The organism is Streptomyces sp. NPDC020996 (assembly GCF_040641355.1).
Taxonomy (GTDB): Bacteria; Actinomycetota; Actinomycetes; order Streptomycetales; family Streptomycetaceae; genus Streptomyces.
This window is the reverse complement of the sequence record NZ_JBFADM010000048.1, coordinates 40,111-65,548: the sequence shown is the minus strand read 5'-3', so window position 1 is coordinate 65,548 and position 25,438 is coordinate 40,111. Positions and strand designations below refer to the sequence as shown.

Here is a 25,438-nt window from a genome sequence, read left to right as displayed (position 1 = left end):
CCGTCTCCAGCTTCACCTGACCCGGCCGTGGCATCCCGGCACCTCCCCGCCACGCACCCTACCAGCCGACGACCTTAAGTCACTGGTATTGAGGCTAAGGCCGCCAGGGCGGGGACGGGTCCGCTCATGTCGGGGGTTGGGGGCAGCGAGAAGACGGACGGGCCGCACCGGCGAACGTTTGCTGTGGACTAGCTGTGGACGAACTTCGCCTCGGCGAGCCTGTGAAGGGGCCTGACCTGCGCAGACGTAGTGGTTCTCAACGGCCTCCGGAGCCGTGTGCGCAAGGTTCGAATCCTGTCGGGGCACCCTGCATGAGGTGCCCAAAGACCCCGTCGCCAGCGGAGTCGCTGAGGCCGGCGTCTTCGCGTTTGTGCAGGCGTCTGCGGTCCGGAGCGGCCGGGGTGGCCGACGTGGCAACAGCGCAGACGGGGCAAACAGGCCTCAGCGGCCGGCCGGGTTGGGCGAGGCCGGTGAAGAATACGAGCTGTCGCAGCAGCATGGCCACGTCGGTGCTCCGGGCGCCGTCGTAGGTGTGGAACTCGTCGGAGACGACGTACGCGAGTGCGGAGTTGCGCCACAGCCGATGGTCATCGGGCCGGTGGAGGAGCAGGTCGGGCAGCTTGTAGTCGGTGATCAGGATGTGCCGGAGTGGCGGGCGCTCTGCCAGTTCGCGGCGCGATCCGTATTCTGACGTCCGCGCCGCCCGGCCCATGACCGCCCGTTGCGTACGGAGGCAGCCCCCGTTGAACACGGACCTCAGTTTGCTCACCGGCGTCCGGCAGACGTTGGCCGTCGTGCTGCCGGTCCGGTTCACCGCGGTCGCCGGCTGGCAGAGCGGGCCCATACCCTTCGAGCTCGGCAGCCGTCGGACCGATGCCGCCACCCGGCAGACGTACTTCACCCCGGCCGCCGCCCGTGCCCTCTACGGCACGCCTGAAAGGCCCTGCCGCTGGCACCGGTTCATGGACGTGCGGCATGAGTCCCTGCATCTCAGGGGTGTCGAGTTACTGCGCACCGCCACCACCCACCATCCGAATCATGGTTTGGCGGTGCTGCACTTCGACGTCGAGGGGCCTGCCCTCCTGGAGACGCTGCGGGCTATCGGTCATCGCAGCCACGCCGCCTCCGATCCGCTCGACGGTCCGCTGTCGCCCAGGGTGGTGCTGGCCGGGATCGCCGAGCCGCGCGGAGCCGCTGCCCCGTTCGCGATCGCCCGCCCGTACACGGTCGCGTTCCTCACGCCTGGCATAGAGCACACCCCGGCGTTGCGGCAGGACGTCCGGCTTCCGGAGAGCGCGGATCGCTGGCTCTGGTACCTCGCTTCGCGGTCCACGGAGGCCGACGTGCCCACCCCGCTCGAGCACTGGCCCGAACGGTCGGAACAAGCGGTGCGCATATCCGCCGACTGGAGTGCTCTGGTGCTGCGCCACGGCGCGGCCTTCCTCGGGCACCGCGCCGACCCGGGCGAGGGGGACTTCTACGGCTTCGCGCAGTTGCACGGCCGCACTGTCTACCTCGACGCCCTGCTGCTCGGCAGCGTCCAGCGCGACCACATCGACGAACTGACCGACGGTCTCTCCGGTGTCTTCGACGGCCCGAAGCTCGCCCGCCGGGTGTCCGCCCTCGAACGGCACATCGCCACGTTCCGCAGCACCTACTGGCGCCAGCATCTCACCGCCCACGGCCCGGCCAACGAACTGCTGCTGAGTTTCCAGAGCCAGTACCGCCTCGCGGAGCGCTTCGACGAGATCCTCGCCGAAGCGGCGGACTACGCACGGCTGGTACAGACGCAGGAGAGTCAGCAGATCGCTGGCGCGCTCGGGGTCCTGACCATTCTCGGTCTGCCTGTCGGTACGGCCCTGAGCATCCTCCAGGTACTCGGCGCCGGGGGAGCCGTCGCCGTCGTCGTGGCGCTCGTCGCCGCGCTGGCCGCCACGGCACTGGTCCTCACCACACGCTACGGCCGCCTCGTCCTGTCCTCACTGCGCGGCGGGGACTCCGGCGACAGTCGATGACATGCGTGTCCCCCCCGCCGTGGGACGGGTACAACGACCGGATACTGCCTGTGCCCACCCTTGATCACGCGCTAGCTTGCTCTCCGCGGACCTGGGCGAAGAGGATGCGGATCACGGGGTGACGGTCAACGAGGGGGAGCCGCTCCGGCTGTACAGAAGGGCGCTGAGGTACGCGGAATCGGACCCCGAGGTCTTCCTCGGCACAGCGAGGAGAGCAGCGGAGTCGATCCTGTTGGACATCGCCGTGCGGGAGGCGGTCGGCTCCAAGCCGACACTGGAGTCCCTGCTGACCGTGCTCACCGCGAAGAACCTGGTGCCGCCCAAGGTCGTGCTCGCCGTGCGCACGATCCAGAACTACGGCAACTACGGCAGTCACGCCCAGGACGGATCGGTCGAGGAGATCTCCGCCGAGGACGTCAGGCCGTGCCTCAACGCCTTGACCCAGTTGGCCGTCTGGTACGGGCAGACGAGCAGATCGCTCGCCGAGGAGGCCGTGCGGCATCAGCTCTCCGACCACCGGCGCAGTACGGGGACGACCCGGGTCGCGGACTCCACGCTGATCGTGGTGAAGGCCGTACTGCTGGGCTGCGGCCTGGAGAAGGCGCTGGCACGACGGAACCACCGTGTGGTGCCGTTGCAGCTCCCCTGGTCCGACAATCTCGTGCGGGACGTGTCGGCCCGGCTCCTTGATGCCGCGGTCTACAACGAGCAGCGCACACTTCGCCTGCTCGAGACGGATGAGGCCGTCCGGGACCAGGTGGTGCCCGTCGGGCGGGTCGGCTACTCGATGGGGGGCCGCAATTTCTACCTGCTCGCCGCCCGCGGTGGCCGGTGGGGCGGTGTGACGGCTCAGGAGTTCCTCGCGGATCCGGCCGGTGCGCAGATCGCGGTACCCAAGCACAGCGACATGTTCGACAACCTGCTCTCGGCGCTGTCGACCGACGAGGCGGGCCTCGCGGACATGGGGATCAGTGTTCTCGACGTACCGCACCATCTGGGGCTGGAGTTGTTCCATCTGAACCCGGACGTGCTGGCGGTGGGCGGCCAGAACCTGCGCATGCACGCCCGGGACGACGATGCCTACTTCGAGCTCCTCAACTCCGACATGCTGCCGGCGCCGACCCAGGCGCGGCTGCGTTCAGCCGCCGCCAACCTGCTCATCGCGAACCGGGTCTGGCTGGAGGAGCTGGATCTGCGTCCCGGGGAGTTGCACCGGGAGCTGATGCGGTCGTTCCACGAGTGCGGGTCCGACGACGAGATGTTCGAGCGTCTGGTCCGCGACCTGGTGACCCATGCCGCGTTCCCGCCGGAGACGCTGCCTGACAGCCGTGAACGGCTGGTGCGGCACGTGCTGTTCGAGAGCTACCGCTGGGGCCGGCCGTGAGCGCACCGAAGCGCGTGCTGGTCGTGGGCGGTGTGAACTTCGACGTCATCGCCCGGGCCGACCGGCTTCCCTCGGAGCACGAGAAGCTGCGGGGAAGGGAATGCTCCGTGCTGCCGGGCGGCGCCGCGTCGAACACCGCCGTGGGGCTGGTGCGGCAGGGCTGCGCCGTCCGGCTGGTGTCCGCGGTGGGCGACGACACGGCGGGCGCCATGTGCCTGGAGGTGCTGGACGCGAGCGGTGTCGACACCTCACTGGTTCAGGTGCAGGCCGGGGCTCGTACGAGCATGGCCGTCGTGCTGTCGTCGGGTGCCGGAAAGCGGATGCTGACTTTCGCGGGAGCGGACCGCGCTCTGGCGTTCGACGCCGTCACGGAGGAGGACGTGCGCGCGGCGGATCACGTTCATGTCATCGGGGAGCCCACTCCGGCGCTCGGACGCGTCGTCGAACTCGCGCACCTGGCCGGGCGAAGCGTCTCCATCGAGTGGAACGGCAGGGACATGGGCTCGCTCGCGCACGGAGCGTCGCTCAACTTCATGAACGCCGATGAGGCCGCGCGCCTGCCGCAGACCTACCAGGCGTCCGACGTCATCGGGACAGCGCGGCGCACGGCGGAGCTGGTGTCCGGTGATGTGATAGTGACGCTGGGCGCCGAGGGCGCCGTGTGGGCCACTGCCGACGGTCAACTGTTTCGTGAGCCCACCGTGCCGGTGGAACCATTGGACAGGACGGGCGGCGGCGACGCGTTCGACGCGGGCGTCATCGCCGGCTGGCTCAACGGCGAGGCGCCGACGGCCTCCATGCGGCGAGGCCTCGACGCGGCACGGCATGTGATCACGAGAATTGGAGCTCACCCGTGACGAGATGGCTCGGTGTTGCACTGCTTCCGCGAGCGGACCATCTGCGGGCCGCCGTCCGGCTCCAGAGAGACGTCGGCGGTGAGGTGCGTCTGCAGCCTCCGCTGCATCCGGACGGCAATCTGCCTCATGTGACTTTGTTTCAGCATCCGTTCGGGGACTCCCTCGTTCCGGCAGAGGCGCTGGAGCTGATCGGCTCGGCGGCGGTCGAGAGTGGTCTGCACGGCGAAGTGTCCCTGTCCACCACGGGTGTGGTCTACCAGCCCACCGGCTGGCTGTTCCTGGCCCTGGAGCGTCCGCCGCTGCTCGAAGCGCTGCAGGAGGCCGCACTTGCCGCGCTGGACCGGCATCTCGACCGGGCGGCCTTCGACGGCGGCAAGGACGTCTCCCGGTTCACCGACGACGAGCGGGCCAGCTACGAGCGTTACGGCTATCGATACACCGGCAAGGCTTACGCACCGCACGTGACGCTGGGCCGCGCCGAGGAGGAGACCGCCCTGGAGCTGGTCCGCACCGCACGGGACCGGGTCAGCCTCCCCGAGGAGTGGGTGTTCGACCGGCTCAGCTTCTACGTCATGGGTGAGCACGGCGCCCACGCGGAGACCTTGCTGGAGCGACCGCTGGGCCGGACATGACGGGCCGCCAGCAGTTGCTGACGGTTGCCGAAGCGGCCGTGGACGAGGCGGCGGGCTGGTTGGCGACGGCCGGTGAGGGATGGTCGACTGCGCGGTTCAAGGCCTCTGGTGAGGAGGTCACCGCTGCCGACATCGAGGTGGAGTCCCGGGTGACGCGGGTGCTGGCCGCCCGGACACCGCACATCCCGGTCGTCGGTGAGGAGTCGGCGACGGCCGGGTCCCCGCTGCCCGCACGCTGCTGGGTGCTCGACCCGATCGACGGGACGATGAACTTCGCCCGGGGCGCGCCGATGTATGCGGTGTCGCTGGCGTATGTGCTGAACGGTAGCCCGCTGGTGGGTGTCGTGGAGGCGCCTTCCCTCGGCCGGCGATGGGCGACGCCGGGCCTCCCGGAGAACGCTCGTCCGCTGGCCGAGGACGTGGGCCACGGGGTCGTCGGTGTCTCCGGCACCGGTGCAGGCACTGGCACCAGCACGGGCTCGGGGCGCGGCAGCGCGCGACGCGTCCTCGACCGCGTCCAGGACGAGGCCTACCGGGTCCGGATGCAGGGCTCGATGGCGCTGGACCTGGTGGGCGTGGCAGAGGGCTGGCTGGACGCCTGCGTGTGCATCGCGCCCAAGCCGTGGGACGTCGCGGCCGGGGTGGCGTTGTGCCGCGAGCGGGGGCGGGCGGTTCTCGGCGCCGACGGTACGGGTTTCTCCTTCGACTCGCCGGTACTGCTGGCGGGCACGCCCCGGGTAGCCCTGCGGCTCGCCGAGCTGTGGGAAGACAGCTGAGCCGGCGGGCGAGGCGGGCGCCGCGCGGGGTGGGGTGGAGCCGGACCGCTGAGTGAACACACTTACGGTAACGGTTGCTTGACGGTCGCCTGACTGACCCGTGATGCCGTTCGCCCAGGAAGAGGGCGCCTCGGGGTCGTTCACCAACGCCGACATACGTACGTTGAGTCAGCGTACGCACACTCTGAGTGGACGGTACTCATCACGCGGGGTGACGATGGAGCCGAGTCAGAAGCGGTACGGCGAGGCTGGTGCGCGGGAGGTGGCTGACGGTGGCCTACGGCAACACGGACGACGGCGTTGCGGAAACGACGACACGGGGAGCGGGAGTCTGCACCGAGCCGAGCACGTCGGACAGTCTGCGCACCTTCGGCGCGTTCCTCCATGCCTTACGGGAGCACGTGGGCCTGAGCCGCGAGGAGTTCGCTGACCTGGTCGGCTACTCCAAGCACACGGTCGCCTCGATCGAGCAGGGCCGGCGGATGCCTGACCGCGACTTCGTGGAGCGCGCGGAGAAGGCTCTCGGCAACACGGGGGCGCTGCGGAGGGCCGCGCCGCATCTGTCGCGGCAGGCGGGGCTGGCGAGTTGGTTCCGGCAGTGGGCACGCTTGGAGACGCAAGCGGTGACCTTGTGGACCTACGAGTGCCGGGTGATTCCCGGGCTGCTCCAGACCGAACGGTATGCGCGAGCGGTGACAGAGAGCGTGCCGCCCGTGAAGGACGAGGAGCGGGTGGCCGAGCAGGTCGCGGCCCGGTTGGAGCGCCAGCACCTGTTCGAGCGCAGGCCGCCGATCGCGTTCAGCTTCATCATCGAACAGGCGCTCATCGAGCGCGGCACGGGTGGCCCCGACGTGATGCGGGAGTTGCTCGACCATCTGCTGGAGCGGTCGGTGCAATTCAACGTCGAGTTGCAGATCATGCCGAGATATCAGCCCGATCATGCTGGCTTCGACGGTCCGTTGAGGCTCCTCGAAGCGCAGGACAACAAGTGGTTCGGCTACGCGGAGGGCCAGCGTGGGGGCATGCTGATCTCGGACCCGAAGGAGGTCAGCATCATGCTCCAGCGGTATGCGAGACTGCGTTCACAGGCTCTCAACTCCGAGGATTCCAGGGGCCTGCTGAAGCGACTTCGAGGAGCGCTATGAGCAGCATCGACGAACGGGCTTGGTTCAAGAGCAGCTACAGCGGTTCCGACGGCGACGACTGCGTCGAGGTGGCGAAGGGCAGCCAGGCCATCCACGTCCGGGACTCCAAGGATCAGCGGAGCCCCGAGCTCGCCCTCTCCCCCACCGCGTGGAGCGACTTCGTCACCTACGCCGCTCAGGGCTGACCCGCACGCAAGCAGCAGCGCCCCGCATCGGACCCTCCCGGCGCGGGGCGTTGTCACTCACCGGGCAGGCGGCGTCCACTTGCCGTGATCAGCAGCACGTCTACCGCGTCCGCCGCATCCAGCCGGGTCATGGCCTGCGCATCGCCCGGGTGCAGCGGCCGTACGGTCCTATTCGCCGCCCGCCCGAAGAATGGCCGATCATAGGACTGCAACGCCTCCATCAGCGAGAAGCAGTTTCGATATTACGTAGATTGAAACTTACTTAGGTGTTTGCTCGCCTCCTATGCCAGCGTGACCCCGTCGGAGGCAGCGGACGGGCGAGCCGAACGGGATGACCAGGCCGGTGCACACGTGCGGGAGAAAGGATCAGCTTCGTTGGAAGAACTCGATCTCTGCCAGGGCCAGGTGACGGCCAGAGGTCAGACTCACGGGTGAGCGCAGGGTCAGGCGTACCGTCTTTACGTCGCTGATGCCGGTGGGGATGGTCTGGGGGCCGGGTTTGTCGCTGAGGGTGAGTTGCTTGTGCTGCTTCTCGCCGTCCTGGGTCGTCACCTCCAGGTCCATCTGGAGGGCGCGCGCCTCGCGGGTGTACCTCTCCGCATCCGCGGACGGGCCGTTGGTGATGATCAGGTCCACCAGGCGGAACGGCTTGCGGAAGGTGTATGTCACCGAGGCGCCCGGCGCGGGTGCGCCCCAGTAGCTGTTGCTCAGCCCGTCCGTGGTGTTCTTCGCCGGGTGCCGGGGGGACTCGGCGCTCGCCTTGATGCCCACCGGGGTAATGGGCTGGGCCTTACCCAGTTTGTCCCTGGTGTCCTGGAACAGCGCGCGTCCGGCGGGGAGCAGCAGGAGACCGCCGGCGCACAGCGCCAAGACCACGGCCGTGATCACCAGGAAGCGGACAGCCCGGCCCGAACTCGCCCTTGCTTTGCGGCGGAACGGCCACATGGTCCGCCACCAGGGCAGCGGTTCGGGCTGCGCGGCGGGGGTCAGCGGGGCCGCGCAACGGCGGCAGAAGCGGCGGTCCGGCGAATTGGGAGTACCGCAGGAGGGGCAGGGCACGCCTGCCACCTCGTCGGGCACTTCAACGGGGCGTACGACGGGGCGGGGAGCCACCGGCTTCGCGGGGCGCACGGCCTGGATGGGATCGACGGGCTGGATGGGTTCAACGGGGCGGATGGGCGCGGGAGTCGGCGGCTCGGGGGTGGGGGCGGCTTCGGCGGTGCGGGGGGCATCGGCGGTGCGGGTGGGGCTGTCGTCAGCGGCAGGCGGGTGGGGGGCGGGGCTCGTCGTCGCGTCCGGGGCGGAGGCGGGCACGGAGTCCCCGGTACCGCTGTCGCTGTCCCCGGAGCGTGGGTCCGCGGCAGGCTCCGGGGTCGTCCTCCGCGCCTCGCTGCGGTCGCGGCCCGTCAGTCGCGTACGCAGGGACGGGCCGTGGCCGGGAGCGGGGGATGTCGGATCCGGAGCCGACGGTGGGGAGGGCGTGTCGGGGGTGGACGGCTCCGGGGGTGTGGTTGGTGTCGGTTGCTCCGGTGACGTTTCCGGAGACGCCGGGTCCGGAGCTGACGTGCTCGGAGGGGGCGTGCTGTTCGACCAGCCCAGGTACGTGCCGCAGTTGCCGCAGAAGTCGTCTGTGGGGGCGTTGGACGCCCCGCACGCGGGGCAGGCGCGCATGGCGTCACCTTCCTTCGTCGGTGGGGTCGTCGGTGGGATCGGTGGTGGGCGGGCCGGGGAGGATTTCCAGGCGGCAGGTGGTGTGTATTGGGCACATGGTGTTGACGACCTCGCGGATGCGGGCCGGGTCCGGGCGTGCCTCGCCGGCCAACCACACGCGGACCAGGATCTCGGCGGGAGGTTCCGGGGGGAGGTCGGTGCCGGGGGTGTTGGACCAAACGGCGGTGCCGTCGCCGGTGACCTCGGCGTGGACGCCGAGGGTGAGTCGGAGGGCTTCGGTCAGGCCGCGTCTGGTGCCGCGCCAGCGGTGGAGTTCCACGGCTCGGAGCACTGCCTCGCGGCGGCGTTGCAGCGGCCAGCGGGGGTCGTGTGCTGCGCCGACCCAGGACGCGAGCCAGGCGAGGAAGTCGGGCGGGGTCAGCCGGGGATCGAGGTAGGCGGGCAGGTTGTCGAGGGTGGCGAAGACCGGGGCGAGGACGGTGTCGAGTCCGGCGGTGAAGCGTTGCGCGAAGTCGTCGTCGGCGTAGAGGGCGGGGAGTTGCTCGCCGATCGGGTGCCGGCTCGGGAGGCCGGGTATCGCGGCGCGGCTCATCCGCGTGCCTCCGGCTCCACGGCCGTGACGACCACCTGGTGCTGGTGCGAGAAGACCAGCGCGCCCGGCGCCACGTCGATGCGGTCCGTCGGTGCGCCGCGTCGACCGGTGATCGGGTCGGCGGGGAACAGCCGGATCTCCTCGACCAGGGCGTTGCCGGTGGCGCGTTGGAGGACGCCGAAGACGTCGCCGTACTGGACCGGTCGTCCGAAGGGCCAGCCGGTGCCGTCGGGGCCGCCGACCAGCGGGTTGAGGTGGCGGAACAGCGCGGCGAGTGCCGCGTCGCGGACGCGGTCGGTGTCGGCCGGGGCCGCCGCGAGCCTGGCGACCACGGTGACGCCCTGGTAGACCGGCGGTTCGACGACGAGGCGGGTGCCGATCAGGCGGCGTTCGTCGAGGCTCGCGGTGATCGCCCGGAGCACCTGGTCGGAGGGGATGAGCTGCTCGAAGCGGAGACGGTCGTCGCCCTCGTCGGCCACCGCGTCCGGCACCACCAGGACCCGCACCGCGCCCGGGCCGTCGGCGGCGGGCAGGCAACGGACCCGGCGTACCGAGGGGGCGGCCTGGCGGCTGATGATCTCGTAGTCCTCGGCCGTGACCGCGCGTTCCTGTATGCGCAGGGCGTCCGGAGCCCGCAGCTTGGCGTTGGAGACGGTCTCGCCGGCGACGCCGCCGCGTGCCGCCTCCCGGTTGACGACCCGCGCCACGTACGGGACGGAGCTGCGCAGTACGGAGATCGCGCCGCGGGCGACGTTGCCGGCCGGGCCGCCGCCGGTGCGGTAGCGGGCCACCCGTATCCGGGCGCCCTTGGGCGGTACGGCGCCGCACTGGCGCAGTGTGCCGTCCGGTTCGCGCAGCGCGGGTGGGAAGGTGAACTCGCCGGTGGTGGCGTTGACTTGGACGTGGCGGTCGGCGGGGCCGGAGCGGCCGAAGTGGTCCACGACGTGCCAGCGCTGCCAGCCCTCGGGTGAGGACACCTCCAGCACCGGGGGTTCGCCGTCGAGGAGGACGGGCGGGCGGCCGAGCCGGAACGTCTGGCCGGGGACCCCCTCGGAGGTGCCGAGCGGTACGTCGGTCTCGGTCTCGGCGTGTTCGACGGACATGGTGCCGCCCACGGTGAACACCGACGCCTCGCGCACCGTCGGGGACTCCGAGTAGAACGGCTGGCCCGGCTCCGCCTCGGTGACCCGGCAGCGCAGCCAGCCGGCCCGGGTCCCGCCGATCACCGACGCCGTGTGCCCGGGCGGTACGTACACGACGACCTCGCCGGGCCGGTTCAGGCCGCCGGTGGTGTCCTCGCCGGTCTCGCACAGCTGCCAGCCGCCGCCGTCCCACGCCTCCCACACCAGCGGGGGCTGGCGGGGGTCCACGCCGATGCCTTCGACGCGGCTGTCCAGGCGCACCGCGACGACGCAGCGCGGCACCGCCGCGGGGAGGCCGAACAGCAGTGCGTCGCCGGGCTGGGGCGCCGCCTGGAAGACGGGTATGTGGCGGCCCTCGGCCAGCTCCCCGGTCCGGTCGGTCTGCTCGCCGGTGCGGGGGGCGGTCACCAGGCGCGTCAACTCGGATGGGATGATGCGCAGTTCGTCGGTGGTCGTGAACACCACGGCCTCGTCGCTCTCGCCGCCCGCCGTGGTCACCTCGGTGCCCGCGGGAAGCGTCACCGTGTCGGGCTGCGGTGCCGACAGCCAGAAGTCGACCTCGGCCACCGCCGCGGCCGGCGGGAACAGGCGGATGCCGAGCAGGTCGAGGAACGCGGTGTAGTTCTTGTCCGGGACCCGGTTCAGCCGGTACAGCAGTTGGTCCACGAGGTAGGCGAACGTCTCGATGAGGGTGACGCCGGGGTCGGAGACGTTGTGGTCGGTCCACTCCGGGGCGCGCTGCTGCACGTACCGCTTCGCCTCGTCGACGAGTTGCTGGAACCGCCGGTCGTCCAGGTTGGGGGAGGGCAGGGTCATCAGCCGGCGCCCCGTTCCTCGGCCCCCTCCTCGGAGGGGATCGTGTAGAAGGGAAAGACCAGGTTGCGCCGGTCGTTGGTGGATCGCAGGGTGTAGTGCACGTCGATGTAGAGGGTGCCGTCCTCGACGGCGTCGTAGGCGACCACCACGTCGTCCACGGCGATGCGCGGCTCCCACCGTTCCAGGGCCTCGCGCACCTGTTGCGCGATACGTCCGGCGGTGGCGCCGTCGCCGGGCGCGAAGACGTAGTCGTGGATGCCGCAGCCGAACTCGGGGCGCATCGGGCGTTCGCCGGGCGCGGTGCCCAGGACCAGGCGGATCGCCTCCTCGATCTCCCGTTCCCGCTCGACCATGCCGATCCCGCCGGTGGGCCCTACCCGCAGCGGGAAGCCCCAGCCGCGGCCGATGAACCGCTCGCTCATCACACGCCCCCGATCAGCACGGTCGGGTCGCCGGCCGAGATCATCGCGCCGCACGTGGTCTTGTCGCGCATCCGGGCGGCCGGCAGCCCGCCGATGAGGACCTGGCCCGAGGCGAGGGCGGCCGGGTCGGGCATGATCACGTTGCCGGGTCCGAGGGCCAGGTGCGGTGGCATGGCACAGGTGTGCAGGCTGCCCACTACGGCGGCGGGACGGCCGCCGATGAGCACGCTCGCTACCGCCGCGGCCGCGCCGGGCGGCGGCGTGGCGATCACGCCGCCGTGGTTGGTGGGGTCACCGGAACGGGCTGCGGCCGGCATGCGGTGCTCCTTTCATCTTTCATCGGTCATCGCTCATCGGTCATCGGTCATCCGTCATCCGTCATCGGTCATCGGTCATCGGTTACGGATTCGGGCTCGCCTCAGTTGATGCGGAGCAGCTTGGCCTTGAGGACGCCCAGCAGGCCGCCGTCGATGGTGACGTCCGTCCTGCCCGTGACCTTCACCGAGGCGCCGTCGATCCGGACCGCGGCCGTGGCCTCCACGTCCACCTGCCGGCCCTTGACGGTCACGTTGCCCTGCCGCGCGTCCAGGGTGATGCCGGTGCCGTCGAGCACGACGGAGGTGAGGGGGCTGCCCCGCCCGGCGTTCACCGTCAGCTCGATCCGGTCCCGCCGGTCGTCGAGGCGTACTTCCAGGCGCTCGTCGCCGGTCACGAGTCTCAGTCCGGACGGGCCCGGGGCGGCGGCGTCCAGCAGTTCCACCCGGTGTCCCGAACGCGACGCGACGGAACGGCGGTTGACCTTCCCGGTGGTCCTGTCGATGAGCGGGACGTCGTGCGGGGAGGGCTGGTCCACGCCGTTGTAGAGGCCGCCGATGACGTACGGGCTGTCCAGCAGGCCCTGTTCGAAGCCGACCAGGACCTCGTCGTTGACCTCGGGGCTGACCACGCCTCCGCCGCCCTTGCCGCCCCACTGCACGGTGCGCACCCAGTCGGTGACGTAAGTGTCGTCCAGCCAGGGGAACTTCAGCCGCACGGCGCCGTTCTGGGCGCCGCCCGGTTCGCGTACGTCCGTCACCACGCCGATCGCCAGACCGGGGATGCGCGGGCCGCGGCTCGGCGCGTTCGCCCCGGTCACCAGGCCGGTCAGGGAGCGGTCCGGGCTGGCGCTGACCCACACCGTGGTCCGGTAGCCGCCGTGCGGTTCGATGACGTGCTGCACCGCGGTCGCCGTGTACCGGCCGGAGAAGTCCTGCCCGACGTTGCCGAGCGCCACCGGCCTGCCCGCCCGTAGCCTGGGGTTGCCCTCGGCCTCCGCCTCCAGTTCCGCGAATCCGGCGCTGACGTGAGCGGCGGCGGCGTCCGCGACCGCCTTCGTCTCGGCCTGGGTGCGGTACGGGGTGTCCGTGACGGTCAGTTTCGTCGACCTGCCGAACCGGGAGGCGCCCGCCGTCGGACTCAGTCCCGGCACCACCGTGCCACTGGTCACCGACGCCTTGCGGGCCACCAGCGGCCGTTTCGTGGTGACGTCCCAGCCGCGCACCTCCACCTGGGCCGCGCCGTCCGCGGCCGACAGCGAGGCCCGCAGCGCCAGCAGGTTGCGCCCGTACTCCAGCACCATGGGGTTCCGGGTGGCCGGGGTCGACGGCGCGGGCGCGCCGGACGCCTTCTGCGGCCTGGTGAACTGCAGCAGCCCCTTGTCGTCGACGCGCACCTGAGCGCCGTTCTCCCCCGCCAGGAACTGCAGGAAGTCCCAGTCGGACACGTTCGCCTGCGACAGCTGCCGGTAGGTGACCGGCGCTGCTTCGACCCTGCCGCAGGCCAGCCCGGCCCCGGCGGCCACCTTGCGGACGATCTCCGCCGCCGACATGTCGCGGTACGCCACCACCTTGCGGCCCCGCTGGAGGCGGTGCGCCTTGGAGTAGGCGCGCACGACCGTGAAGGAGCCGGTGCGGTCCCGGTCCAGCTCCAGGGCGGTCACCTCGCCGCTGAACAGCCGCTCGCGCACCTGCCCGGACACGGTCACCACCGACACCTTGAGCGGGGTGCCGATGGTGATGCCGGTGGCTTGCAGGAACTCGTGGTCGGGGTCGCGGAAGGTGAGCACCGCCGCGTCCGGCAGGCCGACGTTCTCGTCCACCACGCAGCTCACCAGCTGGGCGGCCCAGATCTGCGGGAGTTCGCCGGGCGCCTCCACGACGGGGTCCGCCGCGAACGAACGGCCGCCGCGCGCCTCGGGTGTGGTCACTGATCCTCCTCAGCGCCCGTGTCGCGCAGCCCCGGCACCACCAGTTCGGTGCCGGGCACGAGAGCCATCGGGTCGTCGATGTCGTTCGCCTCCGCGATGACCCGCCAGGCCGTCGCGTCGCCGTACTCCCGCCAGGCCAGCAGCGCCAGGCTGTCGCCCGCCACGAGGGTGTGCGTGCTGCGGCCGGTGCGCGCGCCGGACGTCGGGTTCTGGCCCGGCGCGTCGACGCTCGCCTCCTCGATGGACAGCGCGCAGGTGGCCCGCAGCGGCTTTCCGTCCACGTCGAACAGCGTGTACGTCACCGACAGGCTGGAGAGCACACCGTCGAACGACGTCGTCCGCGCCGTGCCCCACTCGAACCGGACCCACGGGCTGGCCGGCTTCTTGCGGCCGAGGCTCGCCGGGGTCGGCACGCATGCCTTCATCAGCTTCTCCACCGCCAGCTCCACGGAGTTGTCGTGGGTGGCGGTGGCGTCCAGGAACACCTCGAGGCTCAGTTGGCGCGGGCCGCTGCCGACGAACTCGGGCAGCGCCGACTGCCCCGCCATCCGCGAGGGGGACCGCCGCCACTCGGTGGTCTTGCGCAGTTGCAGGGTGGAGGGGTTGAACTGCAGGTTCAGCCGCGCGATCGTCCCGCCGGGTTTCGCGCCCACGGAGGCCGGGGGCTCCTTCAGGGTCAGCTGGGCCCTGGTTCGGCTGGTGCGGGCTGGGGACACGGCGGGACCTCCTTCCGGGGAACGGACGTGTGCCGGTGAACGGGTGGGTGAGGGAGAGCGGTTCAGGACGGGCGCAGGCCCTGGTGGGCGATCTCCAGGGTCTCCACCGCCGCCCGGGAGTCGGCGGGGTCGAAGGACGGGCCCTGCCAGCGCACCGGGACGATCCCGAGCACCTGCCAGCTGATGATCCGGGTCAGGTCCGGTCTCAGCGCCGCGATCTCGCCGTCCTTGGGCTCCACCCGCTTCAGCGTCTCGTCGAGCCAGCGGGCGATCTTCGCCGTGTCGGCGGTGACCGGCCGGGTGAGCGTGATGTTCGACCAGGTCACGCGGCCGGGCAGTTGCCAGGTGAAGCCGTTGTTGCCGCCTTCGGCGTACGTCTCCATCTCGACCTCGGCGCCCATGCCGGAGCAGGTGTGGAAGGCGCCCAGGTCGTTGCCGCCGATCGCGAGCCGGAAGAACACGCTGGTCGCGAAGATGCTGTCGGTCATGCGTCCGTCACTCGTCCGTCGGTCAGTCGGTCATCGGTCATCGGTCATCAGTCGGGCGGTCTTCGCCCGTCGCGTGGCCTCAGCGGCGTCCGTCGTAGGGGCGGCCGGTGCGTTCGCGGCCGCGCCGCAGTTCGGTACGCAGCAGTCGCGACACGGGGTCGAGCAGGCGGCGCGCCAGGTCGTCGAGGTCGAGGCCGGGGTCGTCCTGATGGGTCTCGGGGTGGCGGGCGGCCGAAGCCGTGGCAGACCCGGCGGACGGCTGCGACCGGCCGCGTGCCGGTACCTCCTTGACCTGTACGCCCGGTACGCCCTTGAGCAGGTCGGCACCGCCCGTGCCGGTGGTGTCGCGCTGAACGGGGGTCGCCGGGCCCGTAGTCGGCCCAGGGCCCGGCGCGACGATCCGTGGCCGGACCACGGGGACGGCCGCCGGTGCCGCCGTGACCGACGGGCGGTCCGAGGGCGGCGGGGCCTGCGGGGCGGTCACCGGCAGGGGCTTCGCCGGTACGGCGGTTGTCGCCGGGCGGAGCTGCGCGGGACGGACCACCGGGACGCGCTGCACGGGAGCTGCGGGGGTGGCGGTCATTCGTGCGCCCGTGTCCTTGCCTTGTGGGACCTGGGGGACCTGGGGGACCTGGGGGACCTGGGGGACCTGGGGTCCGAGGTGCGCGGTCGTGGTCCGCTGGACTTGCGGCCGCGCCGACGCGGGGGCGGGGGCGGACGGGCGGGGCGCCGGGTGCCCGGAGTCCCCGGCGGCCGGTGCGGTGCTCGACGTGGTGTCGCCCGGGGAGGCACCCGGTGCGGCAGGCCAGCGCGCCGCCACCACGGGACGGCCACCGGAGCGGGCGGCGGCGGGCGATGCCGCTCCTTCCGGGGTCCGGGTGCTCAGGGTGAGGGGGCGGGCGGCGAGCAGCGCCAGGGTGTGGGGCTCGGCCATGGCGGAGTGTGTTGCGGAGCGGGTCACGGTGAGCGGGTACGGTCGGCCTGCCGGGCCGGCGGGCCGGGCGCCGCTGGTGCCCGAGGCCACGGCCCTGGCCACGGCCCTGGCCACGACCACCGGGGCCGGGGCGGCGGAGTCCTGGGACCGTTGCCTGCTGGAGCCCGTTCCGCCGGAGTCCGGCCCACCGGATGTCGTGCCGGGGCGTCGGGTGTTTCCTGCCGCGCCTTCCGTGGCCGGCGCGCCCGCCGGTGCCGGGCGGTCGGCCGCGGCGGCCGGGGGCGGTGTCACCAGCGGCGTGGCGGTCCCGTGCGCGTGCTCCGCGGGAGCTGCCTCGGTGGTGCTCACCGTGGAGGAGTCGTCCGTGAGGCGGCGCTGGACATCGGCCGCCCCCAGCAGCGGGGCGTCCGCGCCCGGCGCGCGGGGTGAGGCACCGGCGGGCGGCACCACCGGAGCGGTCGCGGAGTTCTGGACCTGACGTACCGGAGCACGCTGGACGTCCGGGCCGGACGCCATACGGGGGGCGCGGGCACCGGACGGGGCCGCACCGGGCAGCTCGGCGCTCGGCGGCAGCGCGGGCAGGGGCGCGCCCAGGCCGCCGCGGGCGCGGGCGCCGGTGTCGCCGGGGGCGGAGGTCCGACGGGGGGCGTCGGCCGGGGGCGCGGGGGTCGTTCCCTTCCCGCCGCCCGTACCGCTGTCGTCCGGCCCCGGGGTGTCGGCCTGGCGCTGGACGACGGGCAGCGTCGGGCCGGACGTGGTCGCGGCACCGGTTGCGGCACTGGTGACGGTGGCGTCCTGCGGCAACGGCATTGCCGTGGCGGGCAGTTCGCTCAGTGGGGCGCCGAGGGGCGGGCGGCTGCCCTCAGGTGCGGCGGTGCGCTGTACGGGGGCGGTGGAGCCCGCGCTCTTACGAGGCGGTGCCGCCGTACCGGAGGCGACGGGAATGGTGGCGGTGTCGGGCGCCGGGACGGCGGAGGGCCGCACCGCGGCGACACGGCGTACAGGTCCGGCCGGGCGCCGGGCGACCGTCAGCCGGGGCCCCGACGGGCCGATCCGGACTGCAACTGCCGGTCGGCCCTCGGTCGGGCCGGTGGCACCGGAAGCCTCCGACCGCGCGCCCTGGCGAACGGGCTCGGGCCCGGTCGTCTCCGTCGCGGCACGTTGGACGGCGGGGCGGGACGCCTCGCCGCCGGAGCGGGCGGGCCGGGGTGCCGTCGCTCGCTCGGTGGCGCGTGGGACGGCCGGGGCCGCAGGCGTACGGCCCCCGGAACCGGCCGAAGCCCGGGATCCACGGCCGGAGTCCGGCCCGGACGCGCCGGGCGGTGTCTCAGAGGCGGCCCGGCTCGCGGCCCCGTCGGCGACCGCGGGCGGAACCACCGCCACACGTCGGACGAGGGGAGTCGTGGAGACGGCCGGCTGGCCACCGGTGTCGGCCGGGGCCACGACCGGGCCGGCGCCCGGCCGCTCGGCCCGTCGGGCTACGCGAACCGACGGGGAGAGCACGGCCGGAGAGGAGTTCGAGGGCGTGAGACCACGGGTTTGGGGAGCGTCGTCACGCGAACGCCCCTCACCCGGAGCCCTGTTGTCATCGGAACCGCCGCCGGAGGGCCGTACGACGGAGGACGAGCCCGAGACGGCCTCCGCCGGACCGGCCTCACGGTCCGCCGAGCCCGTCCGGCGGGCGACCGGCGGTGTCGGGGCGGCCGTCCGCCCGTCCGGGGTCCCGGATGCCGGGGCCCCGTCCTCCGCGCTGTCCGCCGACTCCGGCCGCAGTGCCCTGAGCAGCAGTGGTCCCCCGGCGGCGTGGGTGGGCCGGGGAGCCGCCGGGCGGGTGACACCGCGCACCAGGCCGGCCGGGGCGGCCGGGAGCAGCGCGTGACCGAGGCCGCTGTCGAAGGAGGGGTTCTGCCAGGAGGCCAGGCCCGCGCGGAAGGCGAGGCCGTCGCTGACCCCGAGCGGGGCGCGGGACAAGGTGAGTCGAGGCACGGCGGTGCGGCGCCATCCCCCGTCCCAGTCGCCGGGCACGGAAGGACCCGCGTCACCCGGCATGGAGGAACCCGGGCCGCCGGGCACGGAAGGACCCACGCCACCCGGCATGGAGGAACCCGGGCCGCCGGGCACGGAAGGACCCACGCCGCCGGGCGCCGAGGACCCCGGATCGCCCGGCGCCCCGGAGGAGTCCTGACCGCCGGACACGCCGGACACGGAGGACCCCGCGTCGCCGGGCGCCCTGCGGCCCGGGCGCGCGCCGGACTGGCCGTCCCCTGCGGCCCGGCGACGCAACCAGTCCCGCCATGCCATGTCCTCAACCGCCTTCGTTCACACGGGTGTTGATACGGGCGATCTCGGCCACCCACTGCCGCCGCTCGTCGTGCGTCAGGTCGAGGATCTCCTCACGCGGCCAGTGGAAGTGATAGGCGATGTACGCGACCTCCTCCCGGAGCCGGGGAAGGGCGTACGTCACGATTCCCCCAGGCGCCCACCCGAGAGGTCGACCTCGAAGCCGCCCTCGCAGTGCGGGCAGGTCACCGCGGCGCGGGTGTGGCCCTCGCTGTTGATCCGGCGGTAGAAGTCCTGGAGGAAGGCGACGTCGGTGGCGTACATCCGCTCCACGATCCCGGCGTGCACGTCGGTGATCGTGCCGAGCCGGGTGATCACCTGGCCCAGCAGCACCACGCTCAGGTACGCCGGGTTCTCCTTGACCCGCAGGTCGATCTGCGGACGCAGCTCGTCACGGGCGGTGGCCAGGCGCATCGCGCCGTGCCGGTGCACCGTGCCCGCCTCGTCCACGTAGCCGCGCGGCAGTTCGAACTCGAACTCGGTGCGCAGCCCGTGGTCCTCCCGTGGCGGCGGGGCGGCGGCGGGGGTCTCCGCCGCCTGCTCCGCGGCCTGGGCGGGCGCCGTCATCGCGAGGATCTCGTCCAGGTTGCCCGCCGTGACCGTACGACGCCTCATTCGACGGTGATCTCCTCGAACACGATCGTCACGGACTCGGTGGCCGGAGACGACTCCCCCGCCTTCAGCGACGGGCCCTCCCACCGGGACACCCAGCCCTGCATCAACTGGATGCGGCGGACCGTGTTGAGCTCGGAGTCCATGATCTCGATGGTGAGGTTCTGCCGTGCGGAGGACACGGCGCCCTTGTTCAGGGTCTCCTTGATCCACTTGGTGAACTCGCTGCTCTTGTCGAGTCCCCGGGTGATCGTCACCTCGCCGGCCTGCCGGGCGCCGGGCTGCTTGCGGATGATCTGCATGCCCCGGTCGCTGACCTGCTTGACCTCCACGACGTCTTCCTCGACGGTCAGTCCGCTGATCTCCTGGATCGACTCGACCCGGTAGCCGCCCAGTTGTACGCCGAAGACGTGGGTGGAAAGAGCATCGCCCTCTGCCATGACTGTCTGTCACCTTCCCTTGCTGAACCCGCGGGTCACTCGTCGATGAGGCTGGTGCTGTCGGAGAACTGGGCCAGGCGGAACACCACGAACTCCGCGGGCTTGACCGGTGAGACGCCGATCTCGCAGACCACGCGGCCCTGGTCGATGGACTCCTGCGGGTTGTTGTCGCGGTCGCACTTCACGTAGAACGCCTCCTCGGCGGTACGGCCGAACAGCGCGCCCCGGCGCCACTCCTCGGTGAGGAACGCGGTGACGTTGCGCCGGATGCTCGACCACAGCCGGTCGTCGTTCGGTTCGAAGACCACCCACTGGGTGCCCAACAGGATCGACTCTTCGAGGTAGTTGAAGAGGCGGCGCACGTTGAGGTAGCGCCAGGCCGGGTCGGAGGAGAGGGTGCGGGCGCCCCAGACGCGGATGCCGCGGCCGGGGAAGGCCCGTACGCAGTTGACGCCGATCGGGTTCAGCAGGTCCTGTTCGCCCTTGCTGAGCCGGACTTCGAGGTCCACCGCGCCGCGGATCACCTCGTTGGCGGGCGCCTTGTGCACACCGCGCTCGGCGTCGCTGCGCGCCCAGACGCCGGCGATGTGACCGCTCGGCGGGACGGTGGTGTTGCGTCCGGCGGCCGGGTCGAAGACGCGCACCCAGGGGTAGTAGAGGGTGGCGTACCGGGAGTCGTAGCCGGCCTCGTCGTTGCGCCAGGCGCGCACCTGCTGGGCGCCCAGGCCGGGCGGGGTGTCCAGGACGGCGACGCGGTCGCCCATCTGCTCGCAGTGCGAGATGACCGCGAGCTGCACGGTGCGCACGCCCTCGGCGTCGATGTCGCCGCGCTGGTAGGCGCTCATCAGGTCGGGCACCGCGACCATGGTGATCTCGTCGATGGTCTCCAGGCCGCCGAACCCGGTGCGGGCGGCGGCGTCGCCGACGTACTCGGCCGCGTCGAGGCGGGCGACCTCGCCGGAGCCGTTCGCGGCGGGCGCGGCCGGGGCGTCGGGCACCGCCAGGGTCTGGGCGGCGGGCCTGCTCTGCGCGGCGCCCTGCTGCTCGGTGACCTGGATCAGCTTGGAGGCGCGAGCCTGGGTGACCAGGTAACCCTTGACGTTCTTGCGGGTGGAGGCCTCGTACGTCTCCACCACCTGGTCGCCCTGTCGGACCAGGAGCTTGAAGCGGTCCTCCGGCGGGTTCTCGCCGTCCGCGTCGGCGACCTCGACCGTCACCCCGGTGACGCCCGGCCGGGCGGCGACCAGGAAGCCGCCGAGGGCCACCGGCTCCGCCGCCCTGTCCGCGCGCCGTCCGCCGTCCGCCGCCGGGGCGGAGGCGTCCTCGGCCCGGCCGCCGATCCGCACGATGTAGGCGGCGCCGCCGCCGTTGGTGAAGTAGCCGTAGACCGAAAGGGGCAGGTAGGCGCCCTCGGTGAAGCCGCCGAAGAGTTGGGTGTACTGGTCCCAGCTGCTGACCAGCGTCGGCGTGTGGAACGGGCCGCTCTCGGCGAACCCGACGAACGCGGCGACGGCGGTGCCGACCCCTTCGATCGGTCGGGCACCGGACTGCACCTCCTCCACGTACACGCCCGGGGTGAGGTACGTCGGCATGCTCGCTCCTTCGCGTCCTGCGGGTCGGTCACCTGTGTCCAGGCCGAGTCTGCGCGGGGGTCCGCCGAGGCGGCAGGGACCCGCGGACCTGGACGGGGGCAGGGCCGCTGCCTTCCGCACCCCCGCGGGCCGTCCGGGCGTCACCCGTCTTTGCCCTGCCGGTGCCCGCGTGGACCTGGCAGATCCGTCGCCCCGCACGGTCCACTGGGGGCCGCGGCAGGGGTGCGCCGACGAGGAGGCAGCGGATGCGGACGTCCAGGGCGCAGAGCGAGCAGGCCGAGACCCGGCAGCCGGCGCGTGGCCCGGCCGCCGCCCGGCGGGAGACGCCCTCGGCCGGCGCCGCCGTGCCGCCCCCGCTCACCGCCGCCGCGCTCCGCGCGGCGCAGAGCGGCGCGGGCAACTCCGCGGCCACCGGCATGATCGCCCGCCGGGCACGTACCACGCCCGCCCCGGAGCAGCCGGACGCCGGCGGGGTGAACGAGGTCCTGCGCTCAGCCGGGAAACCCCTCGATGAACCGGTCCGGGCCGAGATGGAGGCCAGGCTCGGAGCCGACTTCTCGGACGTCCGCCTGCACACCGGCAAGGCGGCCCGGCGCTCGGCGGCGGAACTCGGCGCGCGGGCCTGGACCTCGGGCAACCACGTGGTCATCGGCAAGGGCGGCGGCGACCCTCATACGCTCGCCCACGAGCTGACGCACGTCATCCAGCAGCGCCGCGGGCCGGTCGCCGGTACGGACAACGGAGCGGGAGTGTCGGTCTCCGACCCGTCGGACCGCTTCGAGCGCGAGGCCGAGGCGACGGCCGCCCGGGTGATGGCCCGGCCGCTGGGCGAGCCCGCGGCGGCTCAGACCGCCCCGGCCGTCCCCGCCTCGGCGTCCGGGCGTCCCGTGCAGCGCATGGAGGGGTTCGAGGTCGAGGTGGACAAGCGGGTCAACGACCGCAGCGGCCGGAAACTCGCCGGCGACACCAATCTCGCGAAGAGCGAGAAGGAGGACTTCACGGTCGTCTCGGACAGCAGGCTGCTGGATCACAACGCCGGCGCGTACTCCAACGTCGAGTTCGTCTCCGGCGCCGTCCAGGTGGTGGGGTCGAAGGCGGAGGACGGCCCGGCGGAACTCGACCGGATCGTCGAGGAGATCAAGAGGGTTCGCGACGACTTCTACAGCGCGGTCGACGGGACGTCGCTGGAAGATGCCACGGTGGACCTGGAGATCCTGTCCGGCGGACAGGACGTGACGCTCAGCAGCGAGGGCTACAGGGAGAAGGCCGGGCGGCCGGGCTACGGTGACGGGCTCTACGTCCAGTACACCATCGGCGTGCCGCTGGCCGGCGTCCCCCTGATGTTCGACCACTACCGGGCGGAGGCCCCGGACGTCAGAGAGGCGACCCTGCCCCGAGCCCTGTTCCGGCTGAACCAGGCCAAACCGTTCGCCGCGGCCGAACTGGAGAAGTTCGAGAAGTCCACCACGGGCAAGAAGCGCGGCCGCACCGACACCGACTCCCTCGACGGCTTCCTCCAGCTCTACTACACCCAGGTCGCCGCCATGGCCGACTACCTCGCGCAGGACCAGGACGCCGGTCAGATCAAGAACCAGACGATCTTCCTCTCCCGCTCACGGCTCACCGACGCGTACCAGCTCCTCGACAGCGACATACAGGCCTACCTGAAGCGGAACAACAACCGCATCGTCGACCGGCTGGCCGAGTACCAGGAGAAGACAGAGAATCCGGGCGAGACACTGAGCTTCTTCGACAACGGCGTCAGGCAGCTGGCGGGACTCGAACCGGTCACTCTGGAGACCTACGCGAAGTCGGCCCTGAAGGGCGAGCCGAGCGTGTCACAGCAGCAGGTGTTCGGCGGCATGAACGAGATCGCCCCGCACCAGGTCGAGGGCTCCACCGTGATCCCGATGGAGATCCGCTCGATCGGCAACTACTACAAGACCTGGGACGAGCTGAAGGCCGAACTGCGGAAGATCGCGGGCTGGGCGCAGGAGGGACATGAGAGGGACCGCGAGATCCACGGCCCCGGTGGCTCCCGGCGTTGAGCGCCCCGCCGCGCACTCTCGGTGACCCCCGTCTGCCCACGCCGCGTTGACCACTGCCGGATACGGCACGGACAGGGTGCGGTGCACCGCCGCACTCGCGCCTGCCCGCCTGCCTGCCTGCCGCGCCACAGTCGTACGGCCCGGAAAGGTCCAGTCCGGGACGAGGGCTCAGGCGCCGGTGGCCACCGCCAGGTAGGGGCCGAACTCGCTCTCCAGGACCAGCCGTCCGAGCTTGCGGTACTCCTGGGCGACCGCCGTCACCAGCTGCCGCATGGTGAGCGGGCTGCCGGACTCGGCCGCGAGGTAGGCCGCGGTCACCGCGCAGGCGCGGATGGATCCGCCGGCGAGTTCGAAGCGGTCGGCGCAGAACACGAGATCCAGGTCGCCGGCCCGGGGCAGGCGGTCGCCCAGGCAGCGCTCCCACAGGTCGAGGCGCCGGCCGGAGTCGGGCACCGGGAAGTCGGCCACCACGTCCAGCCGCCGGGTGAACGCCTCGTCCAGGTTGGCCCGCAGGTTGGTGGTCAGCACCGCGATGCCGTCGAAGGACTCCATGCGCTGGAGCAGGTAGGCCGACTCGATGTTGGCGTGCCGGTCGTGCGCGTCCTTCACCTCCGAGCGCTTCCCGAAGATCGCGTCGGCCTCGTCGAAGAGCAGCACCGCGTTGACCGCCGAGGCCTCGGTGAAGATGCGCTCCAGGTTCTTCTCGGTCTCCCCTATGTACTTGTCGACCACCGTGGACAGGTCCACCACGTACAGATCCATGCCCAGGTCGGCGGCGACGACCTCGGCGGACATGGTCTTGCCGGTGCCCGACTCGCCGGCGAACAGCGCGATCACGCCGCGTCCCCGGCCGCCGCCGGGACGCATCCCCCACTGCCCGAGCACCTGCTCGCGGTGGCGGGCGCGGAGCGCGAGTTCGCGCAGCCGACGGTGGGTGGACGGCGGCAGCACCAGGTCGTCCCAGCCGACGCCCGGCTCCACCCGGCGGGCCAGCCGGTCCAGCCCCGCGCCGTTCTGGGCGCGTACGGCAGTGCGCAGGTCGTCGGGGCGGACCGGGCGGCCCGCGAGGGCAGCCGTGCGCACCGCCACGTCGGCGGCCCGGTGCAGCTGCCCCGAGTCCAGGCGGTGCGCGGCGACCGCCTCGGCGAGCGCCTCGACGTCACCGGTCGCGAGACGGTCACGGGAGCCGGAGCTGTGGCTGTCACGGGAGCCGGAGCCGGAGCTGTGACTGTCACGAGAGCCGGAGCTGTGGCTGTCACGGGAGCCGGAGCTGTGACTGTCACGAGAGCCGTCACCGGAGTTGTCGCTGCCGGCCGCCCGTTCGAGGGCGTGTCGCCAGCGCGCGGCCTGCCGCTCCGGGGAAGGCGCCGGCACGTTCAGGACGACCGGGGTGTCGGCGGCCCACTCCGGGGCCCAGCCGACGGTGCCGTGCGTGAGCAGGGGCATCCCCCGCAGCGCCGCGCACAGGGCCCCGAGCGTGCGGGCCCGTTCGGCGGGTTCCGCGGGCAACGCCTCCAGCGGGCCGAGGACGACCCCGGCGCCGGTGAGGCGGGCTTCGCGGGCGGCGACCCGGGCGAGTTCCGGTACGTCGCCGGGGCGCCGGGCGAGCGCCACCGCGTCCAGGACGAGCGGACGCAGCCCGGCCGCGCGCAGGGCGGCGGTGGCCAGCCCCGCCGCGTCGCCGCCCCGGCTGCGCAGATGGACGAGGCCGACGCCGGTGCCGGCCGCGGCCGCCGCGCGGTGGACTTCCGCCGCCTCGGCGGTCGGGTCCTCGCGGGCCTCGCCGAGCACCCCCGCGAGCCGGGCGTCGGGCCGGGAACTGCCCAGGAGGTGCCCGGTGACCCGGTCGGGGACCACCAACACCCTTGACAGTGGCGGCAGTTCGGCCTCGGTGACCACCACCAGGCCCCCCTCGATCAGCGGCGCCCCGGGAGCGAGCCGGAACCGGGCGGGCGCCGCCCCGGCGAGCCCGCACAGTTCCAGGGCCAGCCCGACCGTGGGCCGACGGCGTGTCAGGTCGTCGTTGAGGTAGCCGTAGAGCCGCTCGAAGCGCGCGTCGAGGTCGGGCGCCAGCGCGACCAGGAGCAGGTCCAGGTCCAGCGGGGACAGGCCGAACCGCCGGGCGAGGCCGTCGAGTACGGAACCGGCGGACGGCTGCCACGGCTCGTGCCCGGGTACGGCCAGGCCGCCCGGCTCGTCCAGGATGCGGGCGACCGCGTCGGGGGTGAGGTACTGGCCGCGGTACGGGTCGTCGGGGTCGGGGTCGGCGGCACGACGGACGGCCACGGCGTGGCGTACCCGTTCCTCGACCAGCCTCAGCCGCGACCACAGGTGTTCCGCCTCGGAGGATGCGGATACGACGTCAGTGGTCACGGGTTCGATGGTG

23 protein-coding genes and 1 tRNA gene are annotated in these 25,438 nt (G+C 72.4%); 9 read left to right on the top strand and 15 right to left on the bottom strand.

From position 1 onward, the window contains the following. The first annotated feature begins 239 nt into the window (after positions 1–239). The 4 genes from AB0G63_RS28010 (at position 240) to AB0G63_RS27995 (ending at position 4,256) form a co-directional block, all read left to right on the top strand. Positions 240–306: transfer RNA gene (locus AB0G63_RS28010), tRNA-Arg, on the top strand. Positions 307–743: 437 nt separating this feature from the next. Beyond that, positions 744–2,015: a hypothetical protein gene (locus tag AB0G63_RS28005; protein ID WP_360755574.1), complete on the top strand. Its 1,272-nt coding sequence runs from the start codon at positions 744–746 to the stop codon at positions 2,013–2,015. A 118-nt stretch (positions 2,016–2,133) separates the two neighbouring features. Continuing rightward, complete coding sequence (locus tag AB0G63_RS28000) at positions 2,134–3,399, top strand: DUF4145 domain-containing protein (protein ID WP_360755572.1); 1,266 nt, start codon at positions 2,134–2,136, stop codon at positions 3,397–3,399. Continuing rightward, complete coding sequence (locus AB0G63_RS27995) at positions 3,396–4,256, top strand: carbohydrate kinase family protein (RefSeq protein WP_360755569.1); 861 nt, start codon at positions 3,396–3,398, stop codon at positions 4,254–4,256. The genes AB0G63_RS28000 and AB0G63_RS27995 overlap by 4 nt, the downstream gene beginning before the upstream one ends. On the opposite strand, the gene AB0G63_RS27990 is transcribed toward AB0G63_RS27995, so the two are convergent. Further along, a complete protein-coding gene (locus AB0G63_RS27990; RefSeq protein ID WP_360755566.1) occupies positions 4,247–4,384 on the bottom strand; it encodes a hypothetical protein in 138 nt (45 codons plus the stop codon). The genes AB0G63_RS27995 and AB0G63_RS27990 overlap by 10 nt on opposite strands. Between AB0G63_RS27990 and AB0G63_RS27985 the strand changes: the two genes are divergently transcribed. From AB0G63_RS27985 to AB0G63_RS27970, 4 genes are all read left to right on the top strand, one after another. Then, complete coding sequence (locus tag AB0G63_RS27985; RefSeq protein ID WP_360755564.1) at positions 4,385–4,888, top strand: hypothetical protein; 504 nt, start codon at positions 4,385–4,387, stop codon at positions 4,886–4,888. Continuing rightward, the gene (locus tag AB0G63_RS27980; RefSeq protein WP_360755561.1) at positions 4,885–5,664 is read left to right on the top strand and encodes an inositol monophosphatase; all 780 of its coding nucleotides are present in this window, start codon (positions 4,885–4,887) and stop codon (positions 5,662–5,664) included. The genes AB0G63_RS27985 and AB0G63_RS27980 overlap by 4 nt, the downstream gene beginning before the upstream one ends. A gap of 272 nt (positions 5,665–5,936) precedes the next feature. Continuing rightward, a complete protein-coding gene (locus tag AB0G63_RS27975; protein WP_360755558.1) occupies positions 5,937–6,809 on the top strand; it encodes a helix-turn-helix transcriptional regulator in 873 nt (290 codons plus the stop codon). Next, the gene (locus AB0G63_RS27970) at positions 6,806–6,994 is read left to right on the top strand and encodes a DUF397 domain-containing protein (RefSeq protein WP_360755555.1); all 189 of its coding nucleotides are present in this window, start codon (positions 6,806–6,808) and stop codon (positions 6,992–6,994) included. Before AB0G63_RS27975 ends, AB0G63_RS27970 begins: the two co-directional genes overlap by 4 nt. Positions 6,995–7,360: 366 nt before the next feature. Here the strand turns inward: AB0G63_RS27970 and AB0G63_RS27965 are convergent, their stop codons facing one another. From AB0G63_RS27965 to AB0G63_RS27905, 13 genes are all read right to left on the bottom strand, one after another. Next, entirely contained in the window at positions 7,361–8,308 is a 948-nt protein-coding gene (locus AB0G63_RS27965; RefSeq protein ID WP_360755553.1) for a zinc ribbon domain-containing protein, read from the bottom strand. A gap of 361 nt (positions 8,309–8,669) precedes the next feature. Next, positions 8,670–9,257 (bottom strand): phage tail protein, encoded by a 588-nt coding sequence (locus tag AB0G63_RS27960; protein WP_360755550.1) that lies wholly within the window; start codon positions 9,255–9,257, stop codon positions 8,670–8,672. Then, complete coding sequence (locus AB0G63_RS27955) at positions 9,254–11,215, bottom strand: putative baseplate assembly protein (protein ID WP_360755547.1); 1,962 nt, start codon at positions 11,213–11,215, stop codon at positions 9,254–9,256. The genes AB0G63_RS27960 and AB0G63_RS27955 overlap by 4 nt, the downstream gene beginning before the upstream one ends. Beyond that, positions 11,215–11,637 carry a GPW/gp25 family protein gene (locus AB0G63_RS27950; RefSeq protein WP_360755544.1) on the bottom strand — a complete coding sequence of 141 codons (423 nt, stop codon included), beginning with the start codon at positions 11,635–11,637 and terminating at the stop codon, positions 11,215–11,217. Before AB0G63_RS27950 ends, AB0G63_RS27955 begins: the two co-directional genes overlap by 1 nt. Then, positions 11,637–11,954, bottom strand: coding sequence for a PAAR domain-containing protein (locus tag AB0G63_RS27945; RefSeq protein ID WP_360755541.1), 318 nt, complete (start codon positions 11,952–11,954; stop codon positions 11,637–11,639). The genes AB0G63_RS27950 and AB0G63_RS27945 overlap by 1 nt, the downstream gene beginning before the upstream one ends. A gap of 101 nt (positions 11,955–12,055) precedes the next feature. After that, on the bottom strand, positions 12,056–13,882 hold the full coding sequence (locus AB0G63_RS27940) for a VgrG-related protein (protein WP_360755539.1): 1,827 nt from the start codon (positions 13,880–13,882) through the stop codon (positions 12,056–12,058). Further along, entirely contained in the window at positions 13,879–14,598 is a 720-nt protein-coding gene (locus AB0G63_RS27935; RefSeq protein WP_360755537.1) for a LysM peptidoglycan-binding domain-containing protein, read from the bottom strand. Before AB0G63_RS27935 ends, AB0G63_RS27940 begins: the two co-directional genes overlap by 4 nt. Before the next feature lie 62 nt (positions 14,599–14,660). Continuing rightward, a complete protein-coding gene (locus tag AB0G63_RS27930) occupies positions 14,661–15,086 on the bottom strand; it encodes a phage tail protein (RefSeq protein ID WP_324786168.1) in 426 nt (141 codons plus the stop codon). A gap of 79 nt (positions 15,087–15,165) precedes the next feature. Continuing rightward, on the bottom strand, positions 15,166–16,830 hold the full coding sequence (locus tag AB0G63_RS27925; RefSeq protein WP_360755534.1) for a hypothetical protein: 1,665 nt from the start codon (positions 16,828–16,830) through the stop codon (positions 15,166–15,168). 1,495 nt (positions 16,831–18,325) lie between these two features. Continuing rightward, on the bottom strand, positions 18,326–18,484 hold the full coding sequence (locus tag AB0G63_RS27920; protein WP_324786165.1) for a DUF6760 family protein: 159 nt from the start codon (positions 18,482–18,484) through the stop codon (positions 18,326–18,328). Further along, complete coding sequence (locus AB0G63_RS27915) at positions 18,481–18,975, bottom strand: hypothetical protein (protein WP_360755530.1); 495 nt, start codon at positions 18,973–18,975, stop codon at positions 18,481–18,483. Before AB0G63_RS27915 ends, AB0G63_RS27920 begins: the two co-directional genes overlap by 4 nt. Then, on the bottom strand, positions 18,972–19,412 hold the full coding sequence (locus AB0G63_RS27910; RefSeq protein ID WP_360755528.1) for a phage tail protein: 441 nt from the start codon (positions 19,410–19,412) through the stop codon (positions 18,972–18,974). The genes AB0G63_RS27915 and AB0G63_RS27910 overlap by 4 nt, the downstream gene beginning before the upstream one ends. Before the next feature lie 35 nt (positions 19,413–19,447). Then, positions 19,448–21,004, bottom strand: a complete 1,557-nt coding sequence (locus AB0G63_RS27905) for a phage tail sheath family protein (RefSeq protein ID WP_360755525.1) — start codon at positions 21,002–21,004, stop codon at positions 19,448–19,450. 245 nt (positions 21,005–21,249) lie between these two features. Here AB0G63_RS27905 and AB0G63_RS27900 point away from each other — a divergent pair, with 245 nt between their 5' ends. Next, the gene (locus AB0G63_RS27900) at positions 21,250–23,052 is read left to right on the top strand and encodes a DUF4157 domain-containing protein (protein ID WP_360755522.1); all 1,803 of its coding nucleotides are present in this window, start codon (positions 21,250–21,252) and stop codon (positions 23,050–23,052) included. Between the two features lie 168 nt (positions 23,053–23,220). Here the strand turns inward: AB0G63_RS27900 and AB0G63_RS27895 are convergent, their stop codons facing one another. Further along, positions 23,221–25,425, bottom strand: coding sequence for an ATP-binding protein (locus tag AB0G63_RS27895; protein WP_360755519.1), 2,205 nt, complete (start codon positions 25,423–25,425; stop codon positions 23,221–23,223). Between the last annotated feature and the right edge of the window lie 13 nt (positions 25,426–25,438).